This window comes from Endozoicomonas sp. SCSIO W0465, assembly GCF_023716865.1.
Lineage (GTDB): Bacteria > Pseudomonadota > Gammaproteobacteria > Pseudomonadales > Endozoicomonadaceae > Endozoicomonas.
This window is the reverse complement of sequence record NZ_CP092417.1, coordinates 3289823-3310165: the sequence shown is the minus strand read 5'-3', so window position 1 is coordinate 3310165 and position 20343 is coordinate 3289823. Positions and strand designations below refer to the sequence as shown.

The window sequence follows — 20343 nt, the reverse complement described above, 5'->3', positions numbered from 1 at the left end:
TGTTCCCTCTTGTCACTTGAATGAGAGGGATAACTGAAATCTGACTCTGGTTTTTTCTGACTTAAACAGGCTATTCAGGTTGACATCAATGAAACGTGTTGTAGTTACAGGGATTGGCATCACATCCTGTCTGGGCATCACCCAGGATGAGGTAGCCGAGAGCCTTAGACTTGGGCGCTCCGGTATTCGCTTTAACGAAAGTTATCAGGAGCATGGTTTCCGGAGTCAGGTATCCGGCACAGTAGACATCGATTTCGAACAGTTTATTGATCGCAAGACCCTGCGCTTTATGGGCAACGCCGCTGCCTATGCCTATATTGCCATGAAGCAGGCGATTGAAGATGCCGGCCTCACTGAAGAACTGGTTTCCAACCCACGCACCGGACTGATTGCTGCATCCGGTGGAGCCTCATCAGAAAATATTGTCGACTCTGCTGACATCATGAGAGAAAAAGGTGTCAAGCGCGTTGGCCCATATCGTGTTACCCGCACGATGGGCAGTACCGTTTCAGCATGCCTTGCAACGCCTTTTAAAATCAAGGGTGTTAACTACTCAATTACCTCCGCCTGTGCAACCAGTGCACACTGTATCGGCAATGCCATTGAACAGATCCAGCTCGGCAAGCAGGACATCGTCTTTGCGGGTGGCGGTGAAGAAGAGCACTGGACACAAACCGGTCTGTTTGATGCCATGGGAGCACTGAGCACCAAATACAATGCAACACCTCAGCAGGCGTCCCGTGCCTACGATGCAGACCGTGACGGCTTCGTTATTGCTGGTGGTGGTGGCATGATTGTTGTCGAAGAGCTCGAGCACGCCAAAGCCCGTGGCGCCAAAATTTACGCTGAGATCACCGGCTATGGTGCCACTTCTGATGGTTATGACATGGTAGCACCTTCTGGCGAAGGCGCGGCCCGCTGTATGCGCATGGCCATGGAAGCCATTAAAGCTCCTATCGATTACATCAATACTCACGGTACCAGCACGCCTGTAGGTGATGTGGCTGAATTGAAAGCACTGATTGACGTGTTTGGTGACAAGATGCCAGTCATCAGCTCAACCAAATCGTTGTCCGGACACTCACTGGGCGCTGCGGGGGTTCAGGAAGCCATATACTGTCTGTTAATGATGAAGCACAACTTCATTACCGCTTCTGCTAACGTAGATAACCTGGATGAAGCCGCTAAAAACCTGCCAATTCTGGTTGGTGAGGCTCGTGAACAAACCCTGAACCGGATTATGTCCAATAGCTTTGGTTTTGGTGGTACAAACGCCTGCCTGGTCTTTGAGCGTTACCAAGGGTAACTCTCTCTCAATTGATCAATAAGCCGGCCTTGTGCCGGTTTTTTCTTGATTTTATATTTACCGAAACAAATCCTCTTAGGCTCTTTTCCAATTCCAGACTGCTATGTAACCAGCAAGTTGACTAAGGGCTGAAGAAGACTTTTGCCTCTTCGGCCAATATTATGCAAAAACTCAAAAAAGCCAAGGTAAAGGGGTAAAGCCTCTTGGGATATTCCCCTGTGAGGCCTTAGCCACGAGCGTAGAAGTGACCAAAACCCCTCCATAGTATTAACATGCACCTCGTAAATACCGTCTTTGTCATCATCACGAGCATACTCACCTTTGCCGTGACAGACCGTTTTATGTCTGAAGCCCCAGCTTTCAAGGTCATCATAGATGTTGTATTCATCGGTATAAATCTGGCTCTGTGGGGCTACGTGTTTCTTGATAAATGGTTCGATTGTCGCCTTCTTAACGTTCGACAGCATGTTGATAATGACCTGACCTCCCCTTTGAATCATTCCCAATACCGGCGGTTTGTCTTTTTCAAGAGTCCCACGGCCCGGAGCGCCTTTAAGCCTTCTTTTTCTCGGTGGACGATCCAGATTTTTTTAATGCTTCAGGGTGTCCCTTGTGACCAGCTACAATGTAGACCTCGTCGAATTCAACTTCGCCATCAAGAATCACTTCAGGCTTTCGGTCAACAACACCATTTCGTAAGACTGTGGTCATATGGTGTGCATCACTGACACACAGATCAAGTTCCTGAGCTATCTGGCTGTTGGAGACGTTCAGCCCCATTAAATAGAGACAGGCAATCCAGACTTTGAGTGGTCGGTGGTGTCCTGCGAAAACCGTATTTGTCAGGTCATCGAAGTAGCGCTTACAGGACTTACAGTAATAGTGCTGGCACTCTACCTGCACATTGTCGTGTCCATTCTTTTTGACATTCTCAGAATCACAGTGCGGACAGAGAACAGTGCCATCTGGCCAGCGGTTCTCACGGATCATCTCAAAGCAGGTGTCATTACTGATGAGATCTGAGATTCGGCCTATATTCATGGTCAATGCTGGCGATGGCTAATTATATCCACCAAGGATAGTTCAGCAGTTCGGAATTCGAAAAGAGCCTCCTCTTATTAATAAAAAACCCAACATAATATCACAAAACAAGGAATGATCATTGTGATCTGCATCAAAACACGAAATGCACAATTTCTGTACAGTGCGCAGCAACTGATTAATTACTGACCGGATAACACCACATGTCACAGACCTTGACGCAACCCATTGCTATAAATGACGCCTCAACAGGCGGCTGGGAGAAACGTGATACACAATGGATGCTGACACTGTTTGGCACTGCAATAGGCGCCGGCGTGCTATTTTTGCCTATTAACGCTGGCCTCGGTGGTATCTGGCCACTGATTCTGATGACCATCCTTATTGGACCCATGACATTTCTTGCCCATCGCGGTCTGAATCGTCTGTGCCTGTCCTCGAAAAATCCAGAAGCCAATATTACCGAAACGGTTACAGAACATTTTGGTCAGAAGGCAGGTAGCCTGATCACTCTGGGTTATTTTGCCTCCATCTACCCTATCCTTCTGATCTACGGCATCGGCATTACCAACACCGTAAGCTCTTTGATGGTCAATCAGCTGGGGATGGAAGAGCCAAACCGTGCAATCCTGAGCTTTGTGCTGGTAGCAGCCATGGTAAGTGTTATGATCGCCGGCCAGAAAACAGTACTGAAAGTGACCAACGCCATTGTCTATCCACTGATTGCGGTACTTTTGGGAACTTCTCTCTATCTGATCCCTCAGTGGAATACTGCCCAGTTTGAAGCATCGGTTTCTGCTGGCGACTTCCTGAAAACCGTATTCCTGACCATTCCGGTTCTGGTCTTTGCTTTCAACCATTCTCCTGCCGTCTCTTCTTTTGCTGCAACCTATCGCAAGGAGTTGGGAAATGACGCAGAACATCAGACCAGCAAAACATTGAAACGCACCACCATGATGCTGGTCGGTTTTACCATGTTCTTTGTCTACAGCTGTGTGCTTACCCTGTCTCCGGCTGAACTTCTGCAGGCCAAGGCCGCCAACCTGCCAATTCTGTCCATTTTTGCCGAACGCACTGATAACCAGATCTTTGCCTGGCTGGCTCAAGTGGTTGCTATTGTCGCGATCTCTTCATCATTTTTTGGGCACTACATGGGCACCCGGGAAGGCCTTCAGGGCATGATCGTCAATCGTGCCAAAGCTCGTGGCAAGCAAGTGAGCCTGAAAGCTGTTGATAAGGGAATTATTGTCTTCATTACTCTGTCTGTATGGGCTGTAGCTTATGCCAATGTCAGTGTTATGGGTATGATCGAGTCTCTGGTTGCCCCCATCCTGGCCATGATCCTGTTCATCCTGCCGGTTTATGCGACCCATAAAGTACCTGCAATGGGAAAATATCGTTCAAAAGCCAACATTTTCACCGTTGTAATGGGTCTGATTGCCATTACCGGCTTCATTACATCTCAGTTGATCTAACACCTGCCGGGGCCCTGACTGCCCCGGAACAGTCACAGTCCTAATACGGAAAACCGGGAGAGCAAATAGCTCTCCCGTTATTTCAGTCCAGAATCAATAACGGCACAATAGGATAAGCATTTTTCAGGTAAAAATGTCTGAACAGCCATGAGCAACAACCAGGCAATAGGCTGAAAGACACTCATAATGTCGCCGTTTTCTTGAAATCTTTTTATAGAGCCAGCAAAGACTATGCTCAGCATTTTTGATATTTTCAAAACAGGCATTGGCCCATCCAGCTCACACACGGTTGGTCCAATGTGGGCAGGCCATCGTTTTTTAAATGCGCTTGAAGAAAAAGGCATTCTATCCAGCATCTCATCCATAGCCGTTGGCCTCTATGGTTCACTGGCACTGACGGGTGTTGGCCATGGAACCGATAAAGCCGCCCTGCTTGGCCTGGCCGGTTATCGTCCGGATACTATTGATCCGGATCAGGCTGATCAGATTTTTGCACAGATCAAAACCAATAAAGTACTCCAGCTGGCCGGTAAACACCCCATTACTTTTGATTACGATACACACCTGATTTTTCATAATGGAGAAACACTGCCAGAACACCCCAATGGCATGCGGTTTTTCGCCTCTGACAGCAATGGCGTTGTTGTTTATTACACAACTTATCTCTCCATTGGCGGCGGCTTTGTGGTCAGTGCCGATGAGTTCAATCAACCAGAGACTGCAAACAACAAGGAAGCTTCATGCCCGATTCCTTATCCATTCAGAACTGCCGCAGAGCTTCTTGATCTTTGTCATGCGCACAACCTGACCATTGCTCAGTTAACTACAGAGAATGAGGCTGCCCGCCATAATGGGAATGTGGATCTGGTGAATGCCAAAATTGATGCCATTTGGGCGGTTATGCACGCCTGCATCGAACGAGGCTTACGCATGGAAGGAACCCTCCCGGTCAGCGGACTGAAACGCCGTGCAGCCGATATGCATAAAAAACTGACCAGCAACCCTGAAGCCATGTTGATGGATCACTTTGCCATCATGGACTGGGTAACCCTGTTTGCCATGGCCGTTAATGAAGAAAATGCCTGTGGGGGCCGTGTAGTTACAGCACCAACAAACGGCGCTGCTGGCGTTATCCCGGCAACTCTGGCCTATTACACTCGCTTTATCTCCCGAAATAATCAGCAGGGAATTCGTGACTTTATTGCCACAGCAGCTGCCATCGGCTCGCTGATCAAGATGAATGCGACCATCTCCGGAGCCGAAGCCGGCTGCCAGGCCGAAGTAGGCTCTGCATGCTCAATGGCAGCCGCAGCGTTAGCTGCCGTTCAGGGAGCAACCATGGAACAGGTGGAAAATGCCGCTGAAATCGGCATGGAACATCATCTGGGCATGACCTGCGACCCCATTGCCGGACTGGTTCAGATTCCCTGTATTGAGCGCAACGGCATGGCCGCCATCAAGGCCATCACTGCAGCACGCCTTGCCATGCGTGGCGATGGCGACCATGCGGTGTCTCTGGATAGCTGCATTGAAACCATGTACAGGACCGGGCTGGACCTTCAGGCTAAATACCGGGAAACATCGTTGGGCGGTCTGGCGGTGTATGCTAGGGCACAACCCATCAAAATCGTCAATATGGCATCCTGAACGGGATCATCCGTCTGATAACAAAAAGGCGAAGTCATGACTTCGCCTTTTTACAGCTAAACCCGCTATTTTCAGTCGGCCATTTCCAGCAACAGCTTGTTAAGACGTTTGACATAAGCCGCTGGATCGTCCAGCTGACCACCCGCCGCCAAACTGGCCTGATCAAAGATGACATGAGTGAGATCGGCAAAACGATCTTCATCAGCTTCTTTATCCAGACGTCCAATCAATGGGTGTTCCGGGTTAATCTCAAAGATCGGCTTGGACTCCGGCATGCTCTGGCCAGCAGCTTCCATAATGCGGCGCATCTGCAAACCCATATCTTGTTGCCCAACCACCAGACAGGCCGGAGAATCGGTCAGACGATGAGTCACCCGAACCGCTTCGACATCAGCACCAAGCACATCCTTGATGCGCTTGACCAGATCTTTATTCTCTTTGGCGGCCTCTTCCTGAGCCTGCTTCTCTTCTTCAGAATCCAACTTGCCGAGGTCCAGGTCACCACGGCCAATATCGACGAATGACTTGCCATCAAACTCGAACAGATGCGACATCAACCACTCATCAACGCGGTCAGAAAGCAACAGAACTTCCAACCCTTTCTTGCGGAATACCTCCAGATGAGGGCTATTGGCTGCCGCTTTAGGCGTCTCTGCGGTTATGTAGTAGATCTTGTCCTGACCTTCCTTCATCCGGGAGACGTACCCTTCCAGCGATTGATCCTGTTCAACACCCTGGCTGTGAGTAGATGAGAAACGCAGAAGCTTGGCAATACGTTCGCGGTTGGCATAATCTTCTGCAGGTCCTTCTTTCAGCACCTGGCCAAACGCTTTCCAGAAGCTGACATACTCCTCAGGTTCTTTCTTCGCCAATTTTTCCAGCATATCCAGCACACGCTTGGTCAGCGCAGTTTTCATGCTGTCTACTGCCGGATCTTTCTGCAATATTTCACGGGAAACGTTCAGTGACAGATCATTAGAGTCAATGACACCCTTGATAAAACGAAGATACATAGGCAGAAACTCATCCGCCTGATCCATGATAAACACACGCTGAACATAGAGTTTCAACCCTTTCTGCATATCACGGTTATACAGGTCAAAGGGGGCTTTGGCGGGAATGTAAAGCAAGCTGATGTATTCCAGCTTCCCTTCAACCCGGTTATGGCTCCACTTCAGCGGATCGGTATGGTCATGACTGATGTGTTTGTAAAACTCTTTGTACTCATCATCCGTAATGTCACTGCGGGACCGGGTCCACAGGGCTTTCGCTGTATTAACCGTTTCCCACTCAGGTGTTTTGTCTTTCTCTTCTTTTTCTTCCTCTGCCGTCGGCATCACTTCCTTGCGCATCAGGATTGGCATGGAGATATGGTCAGAGTATTTACGGATGATATTACGCAGGCGCCAACCATCAGCAAACTCTTCCGCTTCCGGCTTCAGGTGCAGAATAATGGTTGTCCCCCGCTTCTCTTTCTCGATTGGCTCAACAGTAAACTCACCGGAGCCATCAGACACCCAACGAACAGCCTCTTCGCTGTCTGCCTTGCGGGTTTCAACGGTCACCTTGTCAGCAACGATAAATGCGGAATAAAAACCGACACCAAACTGACCGATCAGCTGAGAATCTTTCTTCTGGTCACCGGTCAGTGTTTTCAGGAAATCCGCCGTACCGGATTTGGCAATGGTCCCCAGATGGGCAATGACATCTTCACGGTTCATACCAATACCGTTATCAGCCACCGTGACGGTTTTTGCTTCCTTGTCGAAATCCACTCTGATTTCAAGGTTAGGGTCACTTTCCAGCAGCGCACTGTTATGGAGAGCCTGGTAACGGAGCTTGTCTGCTGCATCGGAAGCATTGGAAATCAGCTCCCGTAAAAAAATCTCACGATTGGAATACAGAGAGTGAATCATCAGGTGCAGAAGCTGTTTCACCTCAGTCTGAAAACCCAGTGTCTCTTTTTTCTCTTCGACTGCCATTAGAACCTCAATCCCGGTTAATCATCACATTGAGTATTTAGGTAATCAGTAAATATGGGCAGTACATGAGATTTCAACCCTCTTGAGGTCTTTGGTCATTAAATTTCATTTTATCTTCAGTGGCTGTTTTCATATGATGGCCAATTGATGCAAAATGCACCATTGTCGGTTTTTTTCATATCGACCAGCATTTCATTTTAACGGGTAATACCAGCGCCGCCTTTTCGCAGCAAATAAAGGAAGGCGGTCAATATAACTAGCTGCCATTTTTTCAGTGGCGGTTGTTGGAGAGTCAATGTCGGAATTGCAGTATTTTTGGGGCTGGGTAGTTTACCTGGCAGGCGCCATCGGTTGTCTGCTGAGCCTGTGGTTTGTGGTTCGTAAATGGCACCCTCGGGTAAAGCGGCCTCTGATGATGGCTTTTGCGGTACTGTTTTTCCTGCCGGGCACTATTCACCCCGAACAGAGCTTTCTTGGTCCGGCATTCCTTATCAGCCTTTATGATGGCCTTAGCCAGGGCGTTGAAGCCATGTGGCGATCAGGTCAGGCTGTTGCCATTACCGCCAGTATCGCCGCGCTTACCGGCGTGTTATTACCTGTCGCCAGGGTAAAAACAGAAGCTCCTGACCAAAAGCCAAAACCCGATACAGGCAAAAGCAGTCACGCTCGGCGTGAACGTAAAGAACCTTTATAAAGAAATCTTGAACTTAACAGCGATTTTTAAGCCAATGTGTGAACTTCTCGGAATGAGCGCCAACACCCCTACCGACATTGTGTTCAGCTTCAGCGGCCTGATGCAGCGTGGCGGTAAAACCGGACCCCACAGTGATGGCTGGGGAATTGCATTCTATGAAGGAAAAGGTGTACGAGAGTTCCGTGATCCAAACCCCAGCTGTGATTCTGAAATTGCCGACCTGGTGTGCCGCTACCCGATCAAAAGCACTATTGTGATCAGTCATATACGGCAAGCAAATGCAGGAAGAATTGCACTGGAAAACACACACCCCTTTACCCGGGAACTCTGGGGCAAATACTGGACTTTTGCTCATAATGGCCAGTTAAAAGGCATCAAAAAATCCCCATTGCAACACTACTTTCCAGTGGGAACCACGGACAGTGAGTACGCTTTTTGCCGGATCATGGATCAGCTGCGTGAGCGCTTCCCCAAACCACCCAAAAGAGTGAGTACGCTGCAACGCTTTATCTGGAAACTCTGTGATGAACTGCGTGAGTTGGGCGTATTTAATATGTTGCTGACTGACTCCCGTTATCTCTATTGCTACTGCAGCACGCGATTGACCTGGATAACTCGCAGAGCACCTTTCGACCAGGCCAGCCTCAAGGATGCCGACATCACGGTGGATTTTGCCAGGGAAACCACAGTAAACGATATTGTTACTATAGTGGCCACTGCCCCATTAACCATTGATGAAGACTGGCATCCTCTTCAGCCCGGCGAGATGGTGGTTTTTGATAATGGGGAACTCACTAAACCGTTAATGAACCGGATAAAAAAAGACCTGTGTAAAAAATCTGAATAACTGAAAACCAGACTTCATCAAGCCATTATAATTAACCGGGCTCTTTCCAGTTCAGCTACTTAAACTTTACCCGGGGTTTATTAATGAGTACACCCATCAGCAGGTCTGCGTCAGCAAATGCTATCAACACCAGCCACCTTGATGAAAGTCTATATCAGGCAAAAGTCACCAGAAATCCCGGACACGTCTTGTTCCATGGCAGGAGTACCAGAGAATTTCCCAAGCCGGTTAACATGACAACGTTCACAATAGAAGATGAAACAGCAGGTCCTTGCCAATCAGCGATTAATGACAGATCTTTTAACTTAAGGAAAGAACACGTTGCCTCGCATTCAAGCTTAACGCCACCCCAATCAAAAATGGCTGATAGTCAAATAGGTGTGCGCCAGAATCGACTGACTGCGCCATCCCCGGACTCATCCTCTTCATTACCGCCAAATAATCGTGCAGCATACATCATTAACCTGCACACCTTAGGGTTAGAAAACGGCTCATTACCAAGTGATGGTTCAGAGCCCGGCTGTCTCAAAAATCTTAACTGGTGGGAACGCAATAAACAGTGGAATAGTACCTTTATTATCAGCACGCTGGCAGCAGCAGCGACCGTAACGGCTTCCCTTATTTCAGACATTATCGACGATGGAGATCATGCACTTTTCCAGCGATCAGGGTCCGTAATTGTCTGCTGGGCACTGTTGGTGACATTTATAACCCTCAGAAAGCGAAGTGAAAAACTGCCAAGCCACCAGCTGATGATTGAATCACCCAATCAGAGAATATCCCGAAAAGAGGGCATGACATTAAGGGAGCTATCTGAAGCGATGGGGAATGCAAGAATCACAGAAAGGAGGGTCAAAAGAACAGCCAGTGAGTGCGACTGGGTAATCCTGTTGGCAAGTATTATCGGTACCCTGATTTGGGGGTATGGAGATTTAATCGTCAAATAAGCCTGCGCCACAACTTACCTGCACCCAGAACGTTGAAGTTGCTTCGGGGGCGCCCAGACGGGGTCGCCCAGACGGGGTCGCCTGGACAGAGTCGCCCAGACGGGTGCATTCAGATGAACGCTGTTCTCGAACAGCCTTATGGCGTCTTAATACCCTGATGATACAATTTGCGACAACTTATCCCTCTTTTCTGGTTATTAGTGAAGCTTTTGGCTATATAATCCCCCCTCACTAATGAATTCAGTCAAACTTACCTCAAATTCTGATACCCCGTATCACCATAGGCAGGAGACCTTCGGGTCATGACAGCAAGCTCTTTCTTCACACAACCAGGGTTGGTATTCGCTCGGGCACTTCCAAGCAAACCCGGGACAATCCTGGTGATTGCCCTGACATGCCTGGCAACTATTACCCAGGCACCCCTATCCCATGCAGACCCAAAAAGAGAAGCCCCTGCGGTAACGGCCTTTCCAGTGATGGAAACCACATTGCAACAACATTTAATGGCACTGGGAAACCTGAAAGCCAACCAGTCAGTTGACATTACCCCGCAAATCAATGGTCGTATTGTTGCTCTTCACCTGAAAGATGGTGCTCACGTCAAATCAGGAAAATTGCTGGTTGAACTGGATGACCGAGAGCAGGCAGCTATTACCGCCCAAGCGCGAATTGCCTTTGAGGATGCCCATCGTCAACTGGACTATATGGAAACACTGATCACCAGGAAAGCCATCTCCGTGGAAGAACTCAAGGCCCAGCGCGCGACGGTTGACCGTCTTGAAGCCGCGTTACAGGCTGAATTGGCCATATTGGACCACTATACGCTGGAAGCACCTTTTAGCGGAATGTTGAGCTTCCACGAACAGAGCGCTGGCGCCCTTCTTAATGCTGGTACCGTACTGACCACGCTGGATGATCTCAGTACCATGAAATTGACCTTTGACCTGCCGGAAAACGCCCTCAGCTATATCAGAAAAGGTGCTCAGATTTCTGCCACCACCGATGCCTGGCCCGGAAAAACCTTTACCGGCACCATCGACAGCATCAACCCCCGGATTGATCCGGTCAACCTGACCTTTCAGGTCAGAGCCTTGCTTGATAACCCTGACTCACACCTTCTGCCGGGCATGCTCATGCGCACCTCTATTGAGCGTTCGAACGAGCAACCCCTCCTGGTTGTGCCTTCCCGCAGCATCCTGTTTGATGGTAATCGCCGTTATGTTTTCGTGATTAACGAGCAAAACCAGGTGGAACGCAGAACCATTACCACCGGGCAAACCATTGATCAGTACATTGTGGTGTTAACCGGATTGGCCAAAGGCGAGATGGTGGTTAATGAAGGTGCAGTAAAAGTGACCGATGGCCACCGGGTAAAAGTGCTTGAGGTACTGGGAAAAGGACAGCCTGCTCTCTCTTCCAATCCGGTTAAACCGGCAGCTGCGGATGGATTGCTCTAACCATGATACTGTCTGATTTATCCATCAAACGACCAGTATTTGCCACTGTCGTCAGTCTGTTGCTGATCACCTTCGGAGTTGTCTGCTTCCGGATGTTACCGATTCGGGAGTTGCCAGATATTACCCCACCTACGGTGATGGTTTATACCGGGTATGCCGGGGCTTCTGCCGAGGTTATGGAAAGCAAGGTCACCAATGTCATTGAAGATCAGCTCGGCGGTATTGAAGGGGTGCGTTTTATTGCAAGCACCAGCCTTAATGGTACGTCACGGATTAATATCGAGTTCTCTCCCGACCGGGATATGGAAACCGCAGCCAATGATGTCCGCGAAGCCATGTCGCGGGTTATCTGGCGCCTTCCGGATGATGCCGAGTCACCCATTGTCTGGAAGAATGATGGCAGTGGCGAAACCATTATCGATGTCAGCCTGCAAAGTGACACCATGTCACTGATTCAGCTTACTGACTATGCGGAACGAACCCTGCAGGACCGCCTTTCCCTTATTGATGGCGTCAGCTCGGTTGACATCATGGGTGCCCGGGAATATGTCATGCGCATTGAACTGGATGCCCAGTCAATGGCTGCCCGCCAGATCACTACCAGCGACGTACGCAGCGCCCTGCGCCGCGACAACGTTGAGCTTCCTGCCGGGGAATTAACCGACAGTTTGAGAACGCTGCCCGTCCGGGTCAATCGTGACTACAACACCATTGGCGATTTCCGTCGTCTGCTTATTCGTCAGGATGGCAGCAGCAAAGTTTATCTTGAGGATATTGCCACCATACGTACCGAGGCAAAAGAGATCGAGACACTGGCAAAAGCCAATGGCCGGAACGTATTGAGCCTTGGCATTGTGCCACTTTCCCAGGCCAACCCGCTGGAAGTCATTCAGAACGTGAAAGATGAGATCAATGCGTTCGCCCCTTTCCTTCCGGAAGGCACCTACATGACCACCACACGGGACTCTTCCATTTACATCCAGTCAGCCATTGATGAAGTGTATGCCACCCTGGCCATGACCATTGCCCTAGTGGTACTGGTTCTTTATATCTTTCTTGGCAATCTCCGGGCCACCCTGATTCCGGCCGTTACGGTGCCGGTTTCCCTGATCAGTGCGTTTATCGTCATTCACCTGCTGGGCTACTCCATCAACCTGCTGACCCTTCTGGCGCTGGTTCTGGCCATTGGCCTGGTGGTGGATGATGCGATTGTGGTTCTGGAAAATATCCACCAGCACCTGGAGCGTGGTGAACCTCCCCTGGTCGCTGCCTGGAAAGGTGCCCGGGAGGTGAGCTTTGCCGTGGTGGCAACCACGGTGGTTCTGGTGATGACATTTGTACCCATCGTATTTATGGAGGGCACCGTTGGTCGGCTCTTCTCGGAATACGCCGTGACGCTTATTGGTGCTGTGGTTTTCTCAAGCCTGATCGCCCTGACCCTGTCGCCAATGATGAGTTCTCAGCTGCTGAAGCTGAATGTAAAACCGTCAAAGGCCAGCCAGCTGATCGAAAAATCCCATCAGTGGCTCACAAACGTTTACCGACGAGCGCTGGCAAAAATGCTCAAATTCCAATGGGCGGGCCTGATTTTACTGATGGCATCTCTGGGGTTGACGGTTGTGCTCTACCCTTTGATTCCCCAGACTTTCACACCCGCTGAAGACCGGGGTGAGTTTATTGTCATCGTCAAGGGTCCTGAAGGCGCTAACTATGACAGTATGGAAGAAAGCATGCTGCAGCTGGAAGCGAAACTCCTGCCAAACCTGAATGAGGGTCTCCTGCAGTACCTGTTTGTCCGCTCCCCGGGCTGGGGTGGCAACGGCACTAACTCAGGCATTCTGATCGGCACACTGGAAGACTGGGATGACCGGGATGTCAGCGCTGCCGAAGTCATGGGTCAGGTACGTCAGCTTGTGGCGGATATTCCCAATGTCCGGGCCATTCCTGTTATGCGTTCCACCATCGGTGGCCGCTCCGAATCCCCTGTTCAATTTGTACTGGGTGGTGGTTCCTTTGATCAACTGGTGGAATGGGCCGATGTTATTGCTGAAAAGGCTCGTGAGAACCCGGGGCTGCAAGATGTTGATATTGACTTCAACCAGAATCAGCCCCAGCTGGAGATCACCATTGACCGGGAGCGGGCCCAGGAGCTCGGTGTTTCTGCAGAAGAAATCGGAGCAACCCTGGAAACCATGCTGGGCGGTGTGACAGACACCACCTTTATGGAGCGTGGTGAGGAATACGATGTTTTCCTGCGTGCCGGGGAAGACGCCTTTACCAGTACTCTTGACCTGGCTTCGCTCTACGTCCGCTCCCATACGACTGGCGAGTTGATCCGTCTCGATAATCTGGTGTCCGTGGTGGAAGTGGGTAAAGCAGCCATGCTGAAGCACTACAACCGCAACCGGGCAATCACCATCTCCGCCAACCTCGAAGGAAACTACTCCATTGGCGAAGCACTGGAGTTTCTCGACCAACAGGTGGTCGAACACCTGCCTCCGGAGGCTATTGTCAACTACAAAGGGGAATCCCTGAACTATCGATCCAACCAAAGTGATATTTTCTTTGTTTTTGCCATGGCCATGCTGGTGGTGTACTTGGTGCTGGCTGCCCAGTTTGAAAGCTTTGTTCACCCGATGATTGTTATGCTCACGGTTCCCCTGGGTATTTCCGGGGCACTGTTTGGTCTTTACATCAGTGGTGAAACCCTGAATATCTTCAGCCAGCTGGCCATGATCATGATGATCGGACTATCGGCCAAGAATGGCATTCTGGTTGTGGAGTTCATCAACCAGCTCCGGGATCAGGGGAGGTCCTTTAACGAGGCAGTGCTTGAGGCATCAGCGTTGCGACTCCGCCCTATTCTGATGACCGCGCTTACCACGGTGGTTGGTGCCATTCCTCTGCTGCTGGCAACAGGTGCCGGTTCAGAGTTCCGGTTCTCGATAGGCGTCGTTGTTTTTGCCGGGGTAACCGTCTCAAGTCTGTTAACCCTGTTTGTGGTCCCATCCATATATGCATTGATTGCCAGAAAAACCACATCTCCGGATCATGTGACAAGACAACTTGAGAAATTGCTGACTCACTGACTGTCCACAATATGAACCAAGAAGTTACTCAGGCCAGTACTGGTTGCCGATTGGCTCGATAACAACCTGGTTCATTATCAAATAGCGCTATTGTAGCGCTATTGAATTCCGGGATTAGCTCGAGACACCCGCCATTGCGCCATTAATTTATCTACCTCTTTCCTGAATTCCTCAGGGGGTAGCCTCTTTGAGATTAATTGAAATACTGCATGCCGCACCTCATCCTCAGTTATTGACCAGGTTCTCAAAAATTCAAGTAGACTGTCCTGTAATTCAGGATATTGTTGTAACATCATCAACCAGTATTTTTGATCTTCGTCACTTACCATGGGGAAACCAGGTTCAGCGGAACTGTCATCACTGTCCAGCAGTTTCATTAATGAAGGCATAATGTTGTCCAGAGACCTCCTTGCTTCATCGGTCATATCGCACTGAGAGTCAATGAGTATCTTGGCCCTGAACAACGCTGCTGTTTCTTTTGGAATCTTTACATGACAGGTGTAGCCTCTGTTAAACAGCTCAATAACCTTGCTCTCCAGACTACCTCTGACACCATAAGGCATAATCTTCAAGACCTCGTGCTTAAGGGTGGCCCAGTTTACTTTATCCGAGTCATAATCACCCAGATTATGCAGGCAGCGAACGATCTGGTCCGCATATTGACTTCTCACGGCTTCATCAGACTCTTGACGAAGTTTTTCCATAGCGCCAAGCACGGTATAGGTAGCCATCACCGTATTTCTGGAGACTTTTTGTGCATTACCCAAGTCAATAAAATAAATAGACAGTTGGCCATCCTCAACGGCGACCATCACATTACCATCATGCATGTCCGCATTAAAAAATCCGGTCTGAGCATAACAGTAAGACCAATATTCGAATGCCAGTCTTTTCAGACTGAACCTGAAGGCTGACAAATGATCGTCAGTCAGTTTTTCAGGATCAATATTAAATAACTTTGCCGCAATACCCCGAAGTTCAGGCTGGTCATTTTCACTTAGCGTAGCCCCCTCAATTTTTTCCATGCCTAAAGCGTGAGGAGAGGCCGTGTCCCCATAAACGGCCGGGACTTTATAATTAACCGGAAGCTTGCGAAGTAACCTGCCGGTGTCCGGGTGCCGAATAGGCCACCCATCTGGACGGGATGGTAGCTCAAATGCACATTCCGGTAAGTCACTTTGTCTGATATTGTAAATATGCTGTTGCTCGATGGCCTTGATGGCATAAGCCTGCTGCCTTGTTCTGTTGGCTTCAGTGATCAGATTCACTTCTTCCTTGATACTGTCAAAAAATGAGCAAAAGGCATGCTTGGTCCCTTTCTCCATTACGCTGGGTGAAAAGAAAGTAATTAGCCCCAACATGAACCTGAGAACCCGCAAATCTGAATAAACCCGGGTTTCACTGGACGAGGAAACGGTCTTGACAATCAGATGACCTCCTCCCTTAAGGATAATCTCATTGACTTCACCAATTGAACCGGTACCCAGGTTTACCCGTTCATCCAATCGATCCGGGTCGTAATCTATACCCGCTTCATCAAGACAGTGAATAAGCTCGGCTTTAGTCATTGGCTTATTGCTGTTGGTGACGTGAGACAGGGCCTTGGTAAAGCGCTCATGGTCATCACCAAACAAGTCTTTGGCAATGGCAGGAGAACTGCAGGCAAACTGTATTCCCTTTACCAGAATCCCGCCCCGGGATCGTTCTGCAGCGTTTTTGATACTGTCTACACTGTTCCCGTTCCACCAGATGCTGAAGATAATCCCCAGCATCCTGAACGTTCTGAAACAACTGGCAAACCCGTTTTTGATCTGTACACCCAGCCACTCAACAGAAGAAAGTGTACGAGGCTGCCTGCCAACAATAACCTGATCTTCAGGTACTTTAGAGGGGTTATCCGGGTCAAACGGTTGTTGTTCCAGGTTCACAACAGGCGGGACAGACTGGACCCTGTGAAACCCATAGCCTGGCTGATAAGCCTCAGGACCATAAGGAGAACCATAAGGAGAACCATAGGGTGCTGTACGCGGCATATAGGTCGCTGAATGAACACCTTGAGATAATGGATCAACCCGGTCATCTCCATAGAAGTAACCTGGTTGATTTGGAATAGCGCTGGCGGGATTAAAATATCCATTATCAGAAATCATCGATTTAGCTCCCTATTGTTATTAGCGGAAACATTACTGATTAAATCAAAAAAGTGAATTAATCAGTGATATTAATGTTCTTACAGTGTTTATTTATTAATTGAGACTGAATAAAAGAAAAAAAGTTCATTATTACTTCAGTCAAAGTAAACTGATTACAAAAAACGTAACTATTCAGCACTGAGCAAAGGCATATTACAGTAATTCCGAACAGCTCTATGAAGTGATTGATATATGTCCATTCCCTGTTTTCTGGCAGACGACAAATAGCTGCGAATCCGTGCAAACATAGAACCACCGTCTGCACTCCTGAAGCAGCCTGAGATTTTCTGCTTTAACTTGGCCATTCGAACATCCCGCTCACTGCCATTGTTATCGAAGGGAATGGTAAAATCTGACATGAAGCGCAGTGTCTCAGCCTTGAACTCAGTGAGTCGTTTGAAGAGATTGTAAGCTTTAGTATTCTTGACTTTCTTGCGCTTAAGCTCCTCTCGTTGCTTCTCCATATAGACGACTTCTTTCATTAGAGCCCGCTGAAGCAACCGGTCATAAATCTTCTCGATTCGTTCACAGACAACACTTGGCATCTGTAGCATACCTATGGTCTTAAAGCCCTTGCAGTAATGCCAGGAAAGCCTCAGTAGCTTCATCAATCGCAACGCCAGTTGATTGCTGTCCCTATCAACAACACCCAAAAGCTCCCTCAGGTGATGGGCATTGCAAAGTACGTGAGTTGCCGCATATGCAAAATAGGATTTCCAATGATCATGAACCAGAACGCCTACAAATGTTAGCAGTATGCCCATCGTGTCCATGGCCTCACGACCTCGCTTTTCAGACAAGTAGTAGAGCGTCCATTGTTCATCCCGCATAACGTGTAGCCAGTGCAAAGAGCCCTCGGCCCGCATACCCGTTTCATCGGCTCCGGCAACAGACGATTCCCGCAAGGCGTCACGAATAACCTCTTCAGTAGAAGCCAGATTTTCATAGGTTCTGGCCACAAAATTGGCGACAGTGCCTGCACTTACACTCATTTTATAGAGAGTATTAAAATACTCTGACACGCGCTTAAAAGGCAGGAAATGGTATTGGTTAAGATAGACGGCCATAGCCTGTGTGGCTGAGCCATATTGTGCGGCAGCGGTAACACCTTCCGGGAATTCAGCCTGATTCCGACAACCACAAGTGCAGATTTTTACTTCAGCTCTATGGGCCGTTACTTCAAATTCACCCGGTCTCCCTGGTTCAAACACCTGTCGTTCAATATATTTGACCGGCTCACTATCAAGAAGAGACGCCTGACATTTATTGCATTCTTTAACCGGAAGGTACTCAATATAGTCAGGGATATCGACCTGTTTAAGACAAGTGCCCTGATGCCCTTTCTTTCCACCGGCTTTATTACCAGAAGACTGTCTCAGACTTTTAGGATTGGGTTTTTCATCCGATGGATCGGTACCTTTATCTGCGGGTAACTGTTCAGCACCCCCACATAAATCTGGAATTTTCTGATTTTTATACCATCCTCTTAAGCACCATTTTTCCACAATATTCGCCAGCATGATTCCAGAACTACCCGCAACTATGTCGGCTGAGATTCTCTTGAAAGAGAATGCAGAGCTGCGGATGAGAGTTGCCTGTCTGGAAGAGCGATGTCGAGAATTGGAAGAAAAGGTTGGCAAGAACAGTCAAAACAGCAGCAAGCCGCCATCGTCTGATGGTTATCAAAAACCTTGTAAAAACAGTAATTCTCCAGATCATTCTGACGACCTTTCCGCAGATAAAGGTACCGATCCATCGGATGAAAAACCCAATCCTAAAAGTCTGAGACAGTCTTCTGGTAATAAAGCCGGTGGAAAGAAAGGGCATCAGGGCACTTGTCTTAAACAGGTCGATATCCCTGACTATATTGAGTACCTTCCGGTTAAAGAATGCAATAAATGTCAGGCGTCTCTTCTTGATAGTGAGCCGGTCAAATATATTGAACGACAGGTGTTTGAACCAGGGAGACCGGGTGAATTTGAAGTAACGGCCCATAGAGCTGAAGTAAAAATCTGCACTTGTGGTTGTCGGAATCAGGCTGAATTCCCGGAAGGTGTTACCGCTGCCGCACAATATGGCTCAGCCACACAGGCTATGGCCGTCTATCTTAACCAATACCATTTCCTGCCTTTTAAGCGCGTGTCAGAGTATTTTAATACTCTCTATAAAATGAGTGTAAGTGCAGGCACTGTCGCCAATTTTGTGGCCAGAACCTATGAAAATCTGGCTTCTACTGAAGAGGTTATTCGTGACGCCTTGCGGGAATCGTCTGTTGCCGGAGCCGATGAAACGGGTATGCGGGCCGAGGGCTCTTTGCACTGGCTACACGTTATGCGGGATGAACAATGGACGCTCTACTACTTGTCTGAAAAGCGAGGTCGTGAGGCCATGGACACGATGGGCATACTGCTAACATTTGCAGGCGTTCTGGTTCATGATCATTGGAAATCCTATTTTGCATATGCGGCAACTCACGTACTTTGCAATGCCCATCACCTGAGGGAGCTTTTGGGTGTTGTTGATAGGGACAGCAATCAACTGGCGTTGCGATTGATGAAGCTACTGAGGCTTTCCTGGCATTACTGCAAGGGCTTTAAGACCATAGGTATGCTACAGATGCCAAGTGTTGTCTGTGAACGAATCGAGAAGATTTATGACCGGTTGCTTCAGCGGGCTCTAATGAAAGAAGTCGTCTATATGGAGAAGCAACGAGAGGAGCTTAAGCGCAAGAAAGTCAAGAATACTAAAGCTTACAATCTCTTCAAACGACTCACTGAGTTCAAGGCTGAGACACTGCGCTTCATGTCAGATTTTACCATTCCCTTCGATAACAATGGCAGTGAGCGGGATGTTCGAATGGCCAAGTTAAAGCAGAAAATCTCAGGCTGCTTCAGGAGTGCAGACGGTGGTTCTATGTTTGCACGGATTCGCAGCTATTTGTCGTCTGCCAGAAAACAGGGAATGGACATATATCAATCACTTCATAGAGCTGTTCGGAATTACTGTAATATGCCTTTGCTCAGTGCTGAATAGTTACATCTGCGGAAAGGTCGTCAGAATGATCTGGAGAATTACTGTTTTTACAAGGTTTTTGATAACCATCAGACGATGGCGGCTTGCTGCTGTTTTGACTGTTCTTGCCAACCTTTTCTTCCAATTCTCGACATCGCTCTTCCAGACAGGCAACTCTCATCCGCAGCTCTGCATTCTCTTTCAAGAGAATCTCAGCCGACATAGTTGCGGGTAGTTCTGGAATCATGCTGGCGAATATTGTGGAAAAATGGTGCTTAAGAGGATGGTATAAAAATCAGAAAATTCCAGATTTATGTGGGGGTGCTGAACAGTTACCAAAAAACCATTATTATTTATCGATTAATAAGACATTAAAATCAGACGGATAAATAACTCATATTTCAAATTCAGATTATCAATGGCGAGTCGCTGAAACAATCGGCAGCAGTAAACACCGTACAAGAGAAATATTGATTGGAGGGATATTGAGCGGTATTTATGATGTAACTAGTTCTCGTCCAAAAACGCATCAGGCAATCATAATTAGATTGTACGTTCGTTTTGATATTTCCTGAAATTCCAGAGAGCCGCAAAAACTCTTCCCTTTTTTTCTCTAATCTGGGACGGATATTGGAGAAAAACGCGAAAAGCAGG

Annotated in this window: 17 protein-coding genes; 10 read left to right on the top strand and 7 right to left on the bottom strand. The window is 48.4% G+C overall.

What is annotated here, in order from left to right; all coding sequences use genetic code 11:
• Positions 1-88 precede the first annotated feature (88 nt).
• Positions 89-1306 carry a beta-ketoacyl-ACP synthase I gene (gene fabB / locus MJO57_RS14715; RefSeq protein ID WP_252026389.1) on the top strand — a complete coding sequence of 406 codons (1218 nt, stop codon included), beginning with the start codon at positions 89-91 and terminating at the stop codon, positions 1304-1306.
• A gap of 101 nt (positions 1307-1407) precedes the next feature.
• On the opposite strand, the gene MJO57_RS14710 is transcribed toward fabB, so the two are convergent.
• Together MJO57_RS14710 and MJO57_RS14705 are read right to left on the bottom strand one after the other, a co-directional pair.
• Positions 1408-1890, bottom strand: coding sequence for an IS1595 family transposase (locus MJO57_RS14710; RefSeq protein ID WP_252026893.1), 483 nt, complete (start codon positions 1888-1890; stop codon positions 1408-1410).
• Positions 1859-2347: a transposase gene (locus MJO57_RS14705; protein ID WP_252018121.1), complete on the bottom strand. Its 489-nt coding sequence runs from the start codon at positions 2345-2347 to the stop codon at positions 1859-1861. Before MJO57_RS14705 ends, MJO57_RS14710 begins: the two co-directional genes overlap by 32 nt.
• Before the next feature lie 215 nt (positions 2348-2562).
• Here MJO57_RS14705 and MJO57_RS14700 point away from each other — a divergent pair, with 215 nt between their 5' ends.
• Positions 2563-3822, top strand: coding sequence for an aromatic amino acid transport family protein (locus tag MJO57_RS14700; RefSeq protein ID WP_252026387.1), 1260 nt, complete (start codon positions 2563-2565; stop codon positions 3820-3822).
• Between the two features lie 77 nt (positions 3823-3899).
• On the opposite strand, the gene MJO57_RS14695 is transcribed toward MJO57_RS14700, so the two are convergent.
• Positions 3900-4109 carry a hypothetical protein gene (locus tag MJO57_RS14695; protein ID WP_252027167.1) on the bottom strand — a complete coding sequence of 70 codons (210 nt, stop codon included), beginning with the start codon at positions 4107-4109 and terminating at the stop codon, positions 3900-3902.
• A gap of 10 nt (positions 4110-4119) precedes the next feature.
• On the opposite strand from MJO57_RS14695, the gene MJO57_RS14690 reads away from it, so the two are divergent.
• Complete coding sequence (locus tag MJO57_RS14690; protein ID WP_371924841.1) at positions 4120-5469, top strand: L-serine ammonia-lyase; 1350 nt, start codon at positions 4120-4122, stop codon at positions 5467-5469.
• A 71-nt stretch (positions 5470-5540) separates the two neighbouring features.
• Here the strand turns inward: MJO57_RS14690 and htpG are convergent, their stop codons facing one another.
• Positions 5541-7451, bottom strand: coding sequence for a molecular chaperone HtpG (gene htpG / locus MJO57_RS14685; protein WP_252026383.1), 1911 nt, complete (start codon positions 7449-7451; stop codon positions 5541-5543).
• A gap of 412 nt (positions 7452-7863) precedes the next feature.
• Here htpG and MJO57_RS14680 point away from each other — a divergent pair, with 412 nt between their 5' ends.
• The 5 genes from MJO57_RS14680 to MJO57_RS14660 all read left to right on the top strand — a co-directional run bounded on the left by MJO57_RS14680 (position 7864) and on the right by MJO57_RS14660 (position 14485).
• On the top strand, positions 7864-8145 hold the full coding sequence (locus MJO57_RS14680; protein ID WP_252026381.1) for a hypothetical protein: 282 nt from the start codon (positions 7864-7866) through the stop codon (positions 8143-8145).
• Between the two features lie 34 nt (positions 8146-8179).
• Positions 8180-8992 (top strand): class II glutamine amidotransferase, encoded by an 813-nt coding sequence (locus MJO57_RS14675; protein WP_252026379.1) that lies wholly within the window; start codon positions 8180-8182, stop codon positions 8990-8992.
• Between the two features lie 83 nt (positions 8993-9075).
• Positions 9076-9939, top strand: a complete 864-nt coding sequence (locus MJO57_RS14670; RefSeq protein WP_252026377.1) for a hypothetical protein — start codon at positions 9076-9078, stop codon at positions 9937-9939.
• Between the two features lie 302 nt (positions 9940-10241).
• Positions 10242-11396 carry an efflux RND transporter periplasmic adaptor subunit gene (locus tag MJO57_RS14665; RefSeq protein WP_252026375.1) on the top strand — a complete coding sequence of 385 codons (1155 nt, stop codon included), beginning with the start codon at positions 10242-10244 and terminating at the stop codon, positions 11394-11396.
• A 2-nt stretch (positions 11397-11398) separates the two neighbouring features.
• Positions 11399-14485, top strand: coding sequence for an efflux RND transporter permease subunit (locus tag MJO57_RS14660; RefSeq protein ID WP_252026373.1), 3087 nt, complete (start codon positions 11399-11401; stop codon positions 14483-14485).
• A 98-nt stretch (positions 14486-14583) separates the two neighbouring features.
• On the opposite strand, the gene MJO57_RS14655 is transcribed toward MJO57_RS14660, so the two are convergent.
• Positions 14584-16053: an AarF/UbiB family protein gene (locus MJO57_RS14655; RefSeq protein ID WP_252026371.1), complete on the bottom strand. Its 1470-nt coding sequence runs from the start codon at positions 16051-16053 to the stop codon at positions 14584-14586.
• A 752-nt stretch (positions 16054-16805) separates the two neighbouring features.
• Positions 16806-18197 (bottom strand): IS66 family transposase, encoded by a 1392-nt coding sequence (locus MJO57_RS14650; protein WP_252026369.1) that lies wholly within the window; start codon positions 18195-18197, stop codon positions 16806-16808.
• Between MJO57_RS14650 and MJO57_RS14645 the strand changes: the two genes are divergently transcribed.
• Positions 18196-19710 carry an IS66 family transposase gene (locus MJO57_RS14645; RefSeq protein WP_252017330.1) on the top strand — a complete coding sequence of 505 codons (1515 nt, stop codon included), beginning with the start codon at positions 18196-18198 and terminating at the stop codon, positions 19708-19710. The genes MJO57_RS14650 and MJO57_RS14645 overlap by 2 nt on opposite strands.
• Here the strand turns inward: MJO57_RS14645 and MJO57_RS14640 are convergent.
• Positions 19697-19936: a DUF6444 domain-containing protein gene (locus MJO57_RS14640; protein ID WP_252025658.1), complete on the bottom strand. Its 240-nt coding sequence runs from the start codon at positions 19934-19936 to the stop codon at positions 19697-19699. The genes MJO57_RS14645 and MJO57_RS14640 overlap by 14 nt on opposite strands.
• On the opposite strand from MJO57_RS14640, the gene MJO57_RS14635 reads away from it, so the two are divergent.
• Positions 19935-20078, top strand: a complete 144-nt coding sequence (locus MJO57_RS14635; protein ID WP_252026367.1) for a hypothetical protein — start codon at positions 19935-19937, stop codon at positions 20076-20078. The two genes, MJO57_RS14640 and MJO57_RS14635, sit on opposite strands and share 2 nt — an antisense overlap.
• Positions 20079-20343 lie beyond the last annotated feature (265 nt).

Coding starts and splice junctions, on each gene's coding strand:
- fabB (WP_252026389.1), top strand. CDS start 89: ATGAAACGTGTTGTAGTTACAGGGATTGGCATCACATCCTGTCTGGGC.
- MJO57_RS14705 (WP_252018121.1), bottom strand. CDS start 2,347: ATGAATATAGGCCGAATCTCAGATCTCATCAGTAATGACACCTGCTTT.
- MJO57_RS14690 (WP_371924841.1), top strand. CDS start 4,120: ATGTGGGCAGGCCATCGTTTTTTAAATGCGCTTGAAGAAAAAGGCATT.
- htpG (WP_252026383.1), bottom strand. CDS start 7,451: ATGGCAGTCGAAGAGAAAAAAGAGACACTGGGTTTTCAGACTGAGGTG.
- MJO57_RS14680 (WP_252026381.1), top strand. CDS start 7,864: ATGATGGCTTTTGCGGTACTGTTTTTCCTGCCGGGCACTATTCACCCC.
- MJO57_RS14675 (WP_252026379.1), top strand. CDS start 8,180: ATGTGTGAACTTCTCGGAATGAGCGCCAACACCCCTACCGACATTGTG.
- MJO57_RS14670 (WP_252026377.1), top strand. CDS start 9,076: ATGAGTACACCCATCAGCAGGTCTGCGTCAGCAAATGCTATCAACACC.
- MJO57_RS14665 (WP_252026375.1), top strand. CDS start 10,242: ATGACAGCAAGCTCTTTCTTCACACAACCAGGGTTGGTATTCGCTCGG.
- MJO57_RS14660 (WP_252026373.1), top strand. CDS start 11,399: ATGATACTGTCTGATTTATCCATCAAACGACCAGTATTTGCCACTGTC.
- MJO57_RS14655 (WP_252026371.1), bottom strand. CDS start 16,053: ATGACTAAAGCCGAGCTTATTCACTGTCTTGATGAAGCGGGTATAGAT.
- MJO57_RS14645 (WP_252017330.1), top strand. CDS start 18,196: ATGATTCCAGAACTACCCGCAACTATGTCGGCTGAGATTCTCTTGAAA.
- MJO57_RS14650 (WP_252026369.1), bottom strand. CDS start 18,197: ATGCTGGCGAATATTGTGGAAAAATGGTGCTTAAGAGGATGGTATAAA.
- MJO57_RS14635 (WP_252026367.1), top strand. CDS start 19,935: ATGCTGGCGAATATTGTGGAAAAATGGTGCTTAAGAGGATGGTATAAA.
- MJO57_RS14640 (WP_252025658.1), bottom strand. CDS start 19,936: ATGATTCCAGAACTACCCGCAACTATGTCGGCTGAGATTCTCTTGAAA.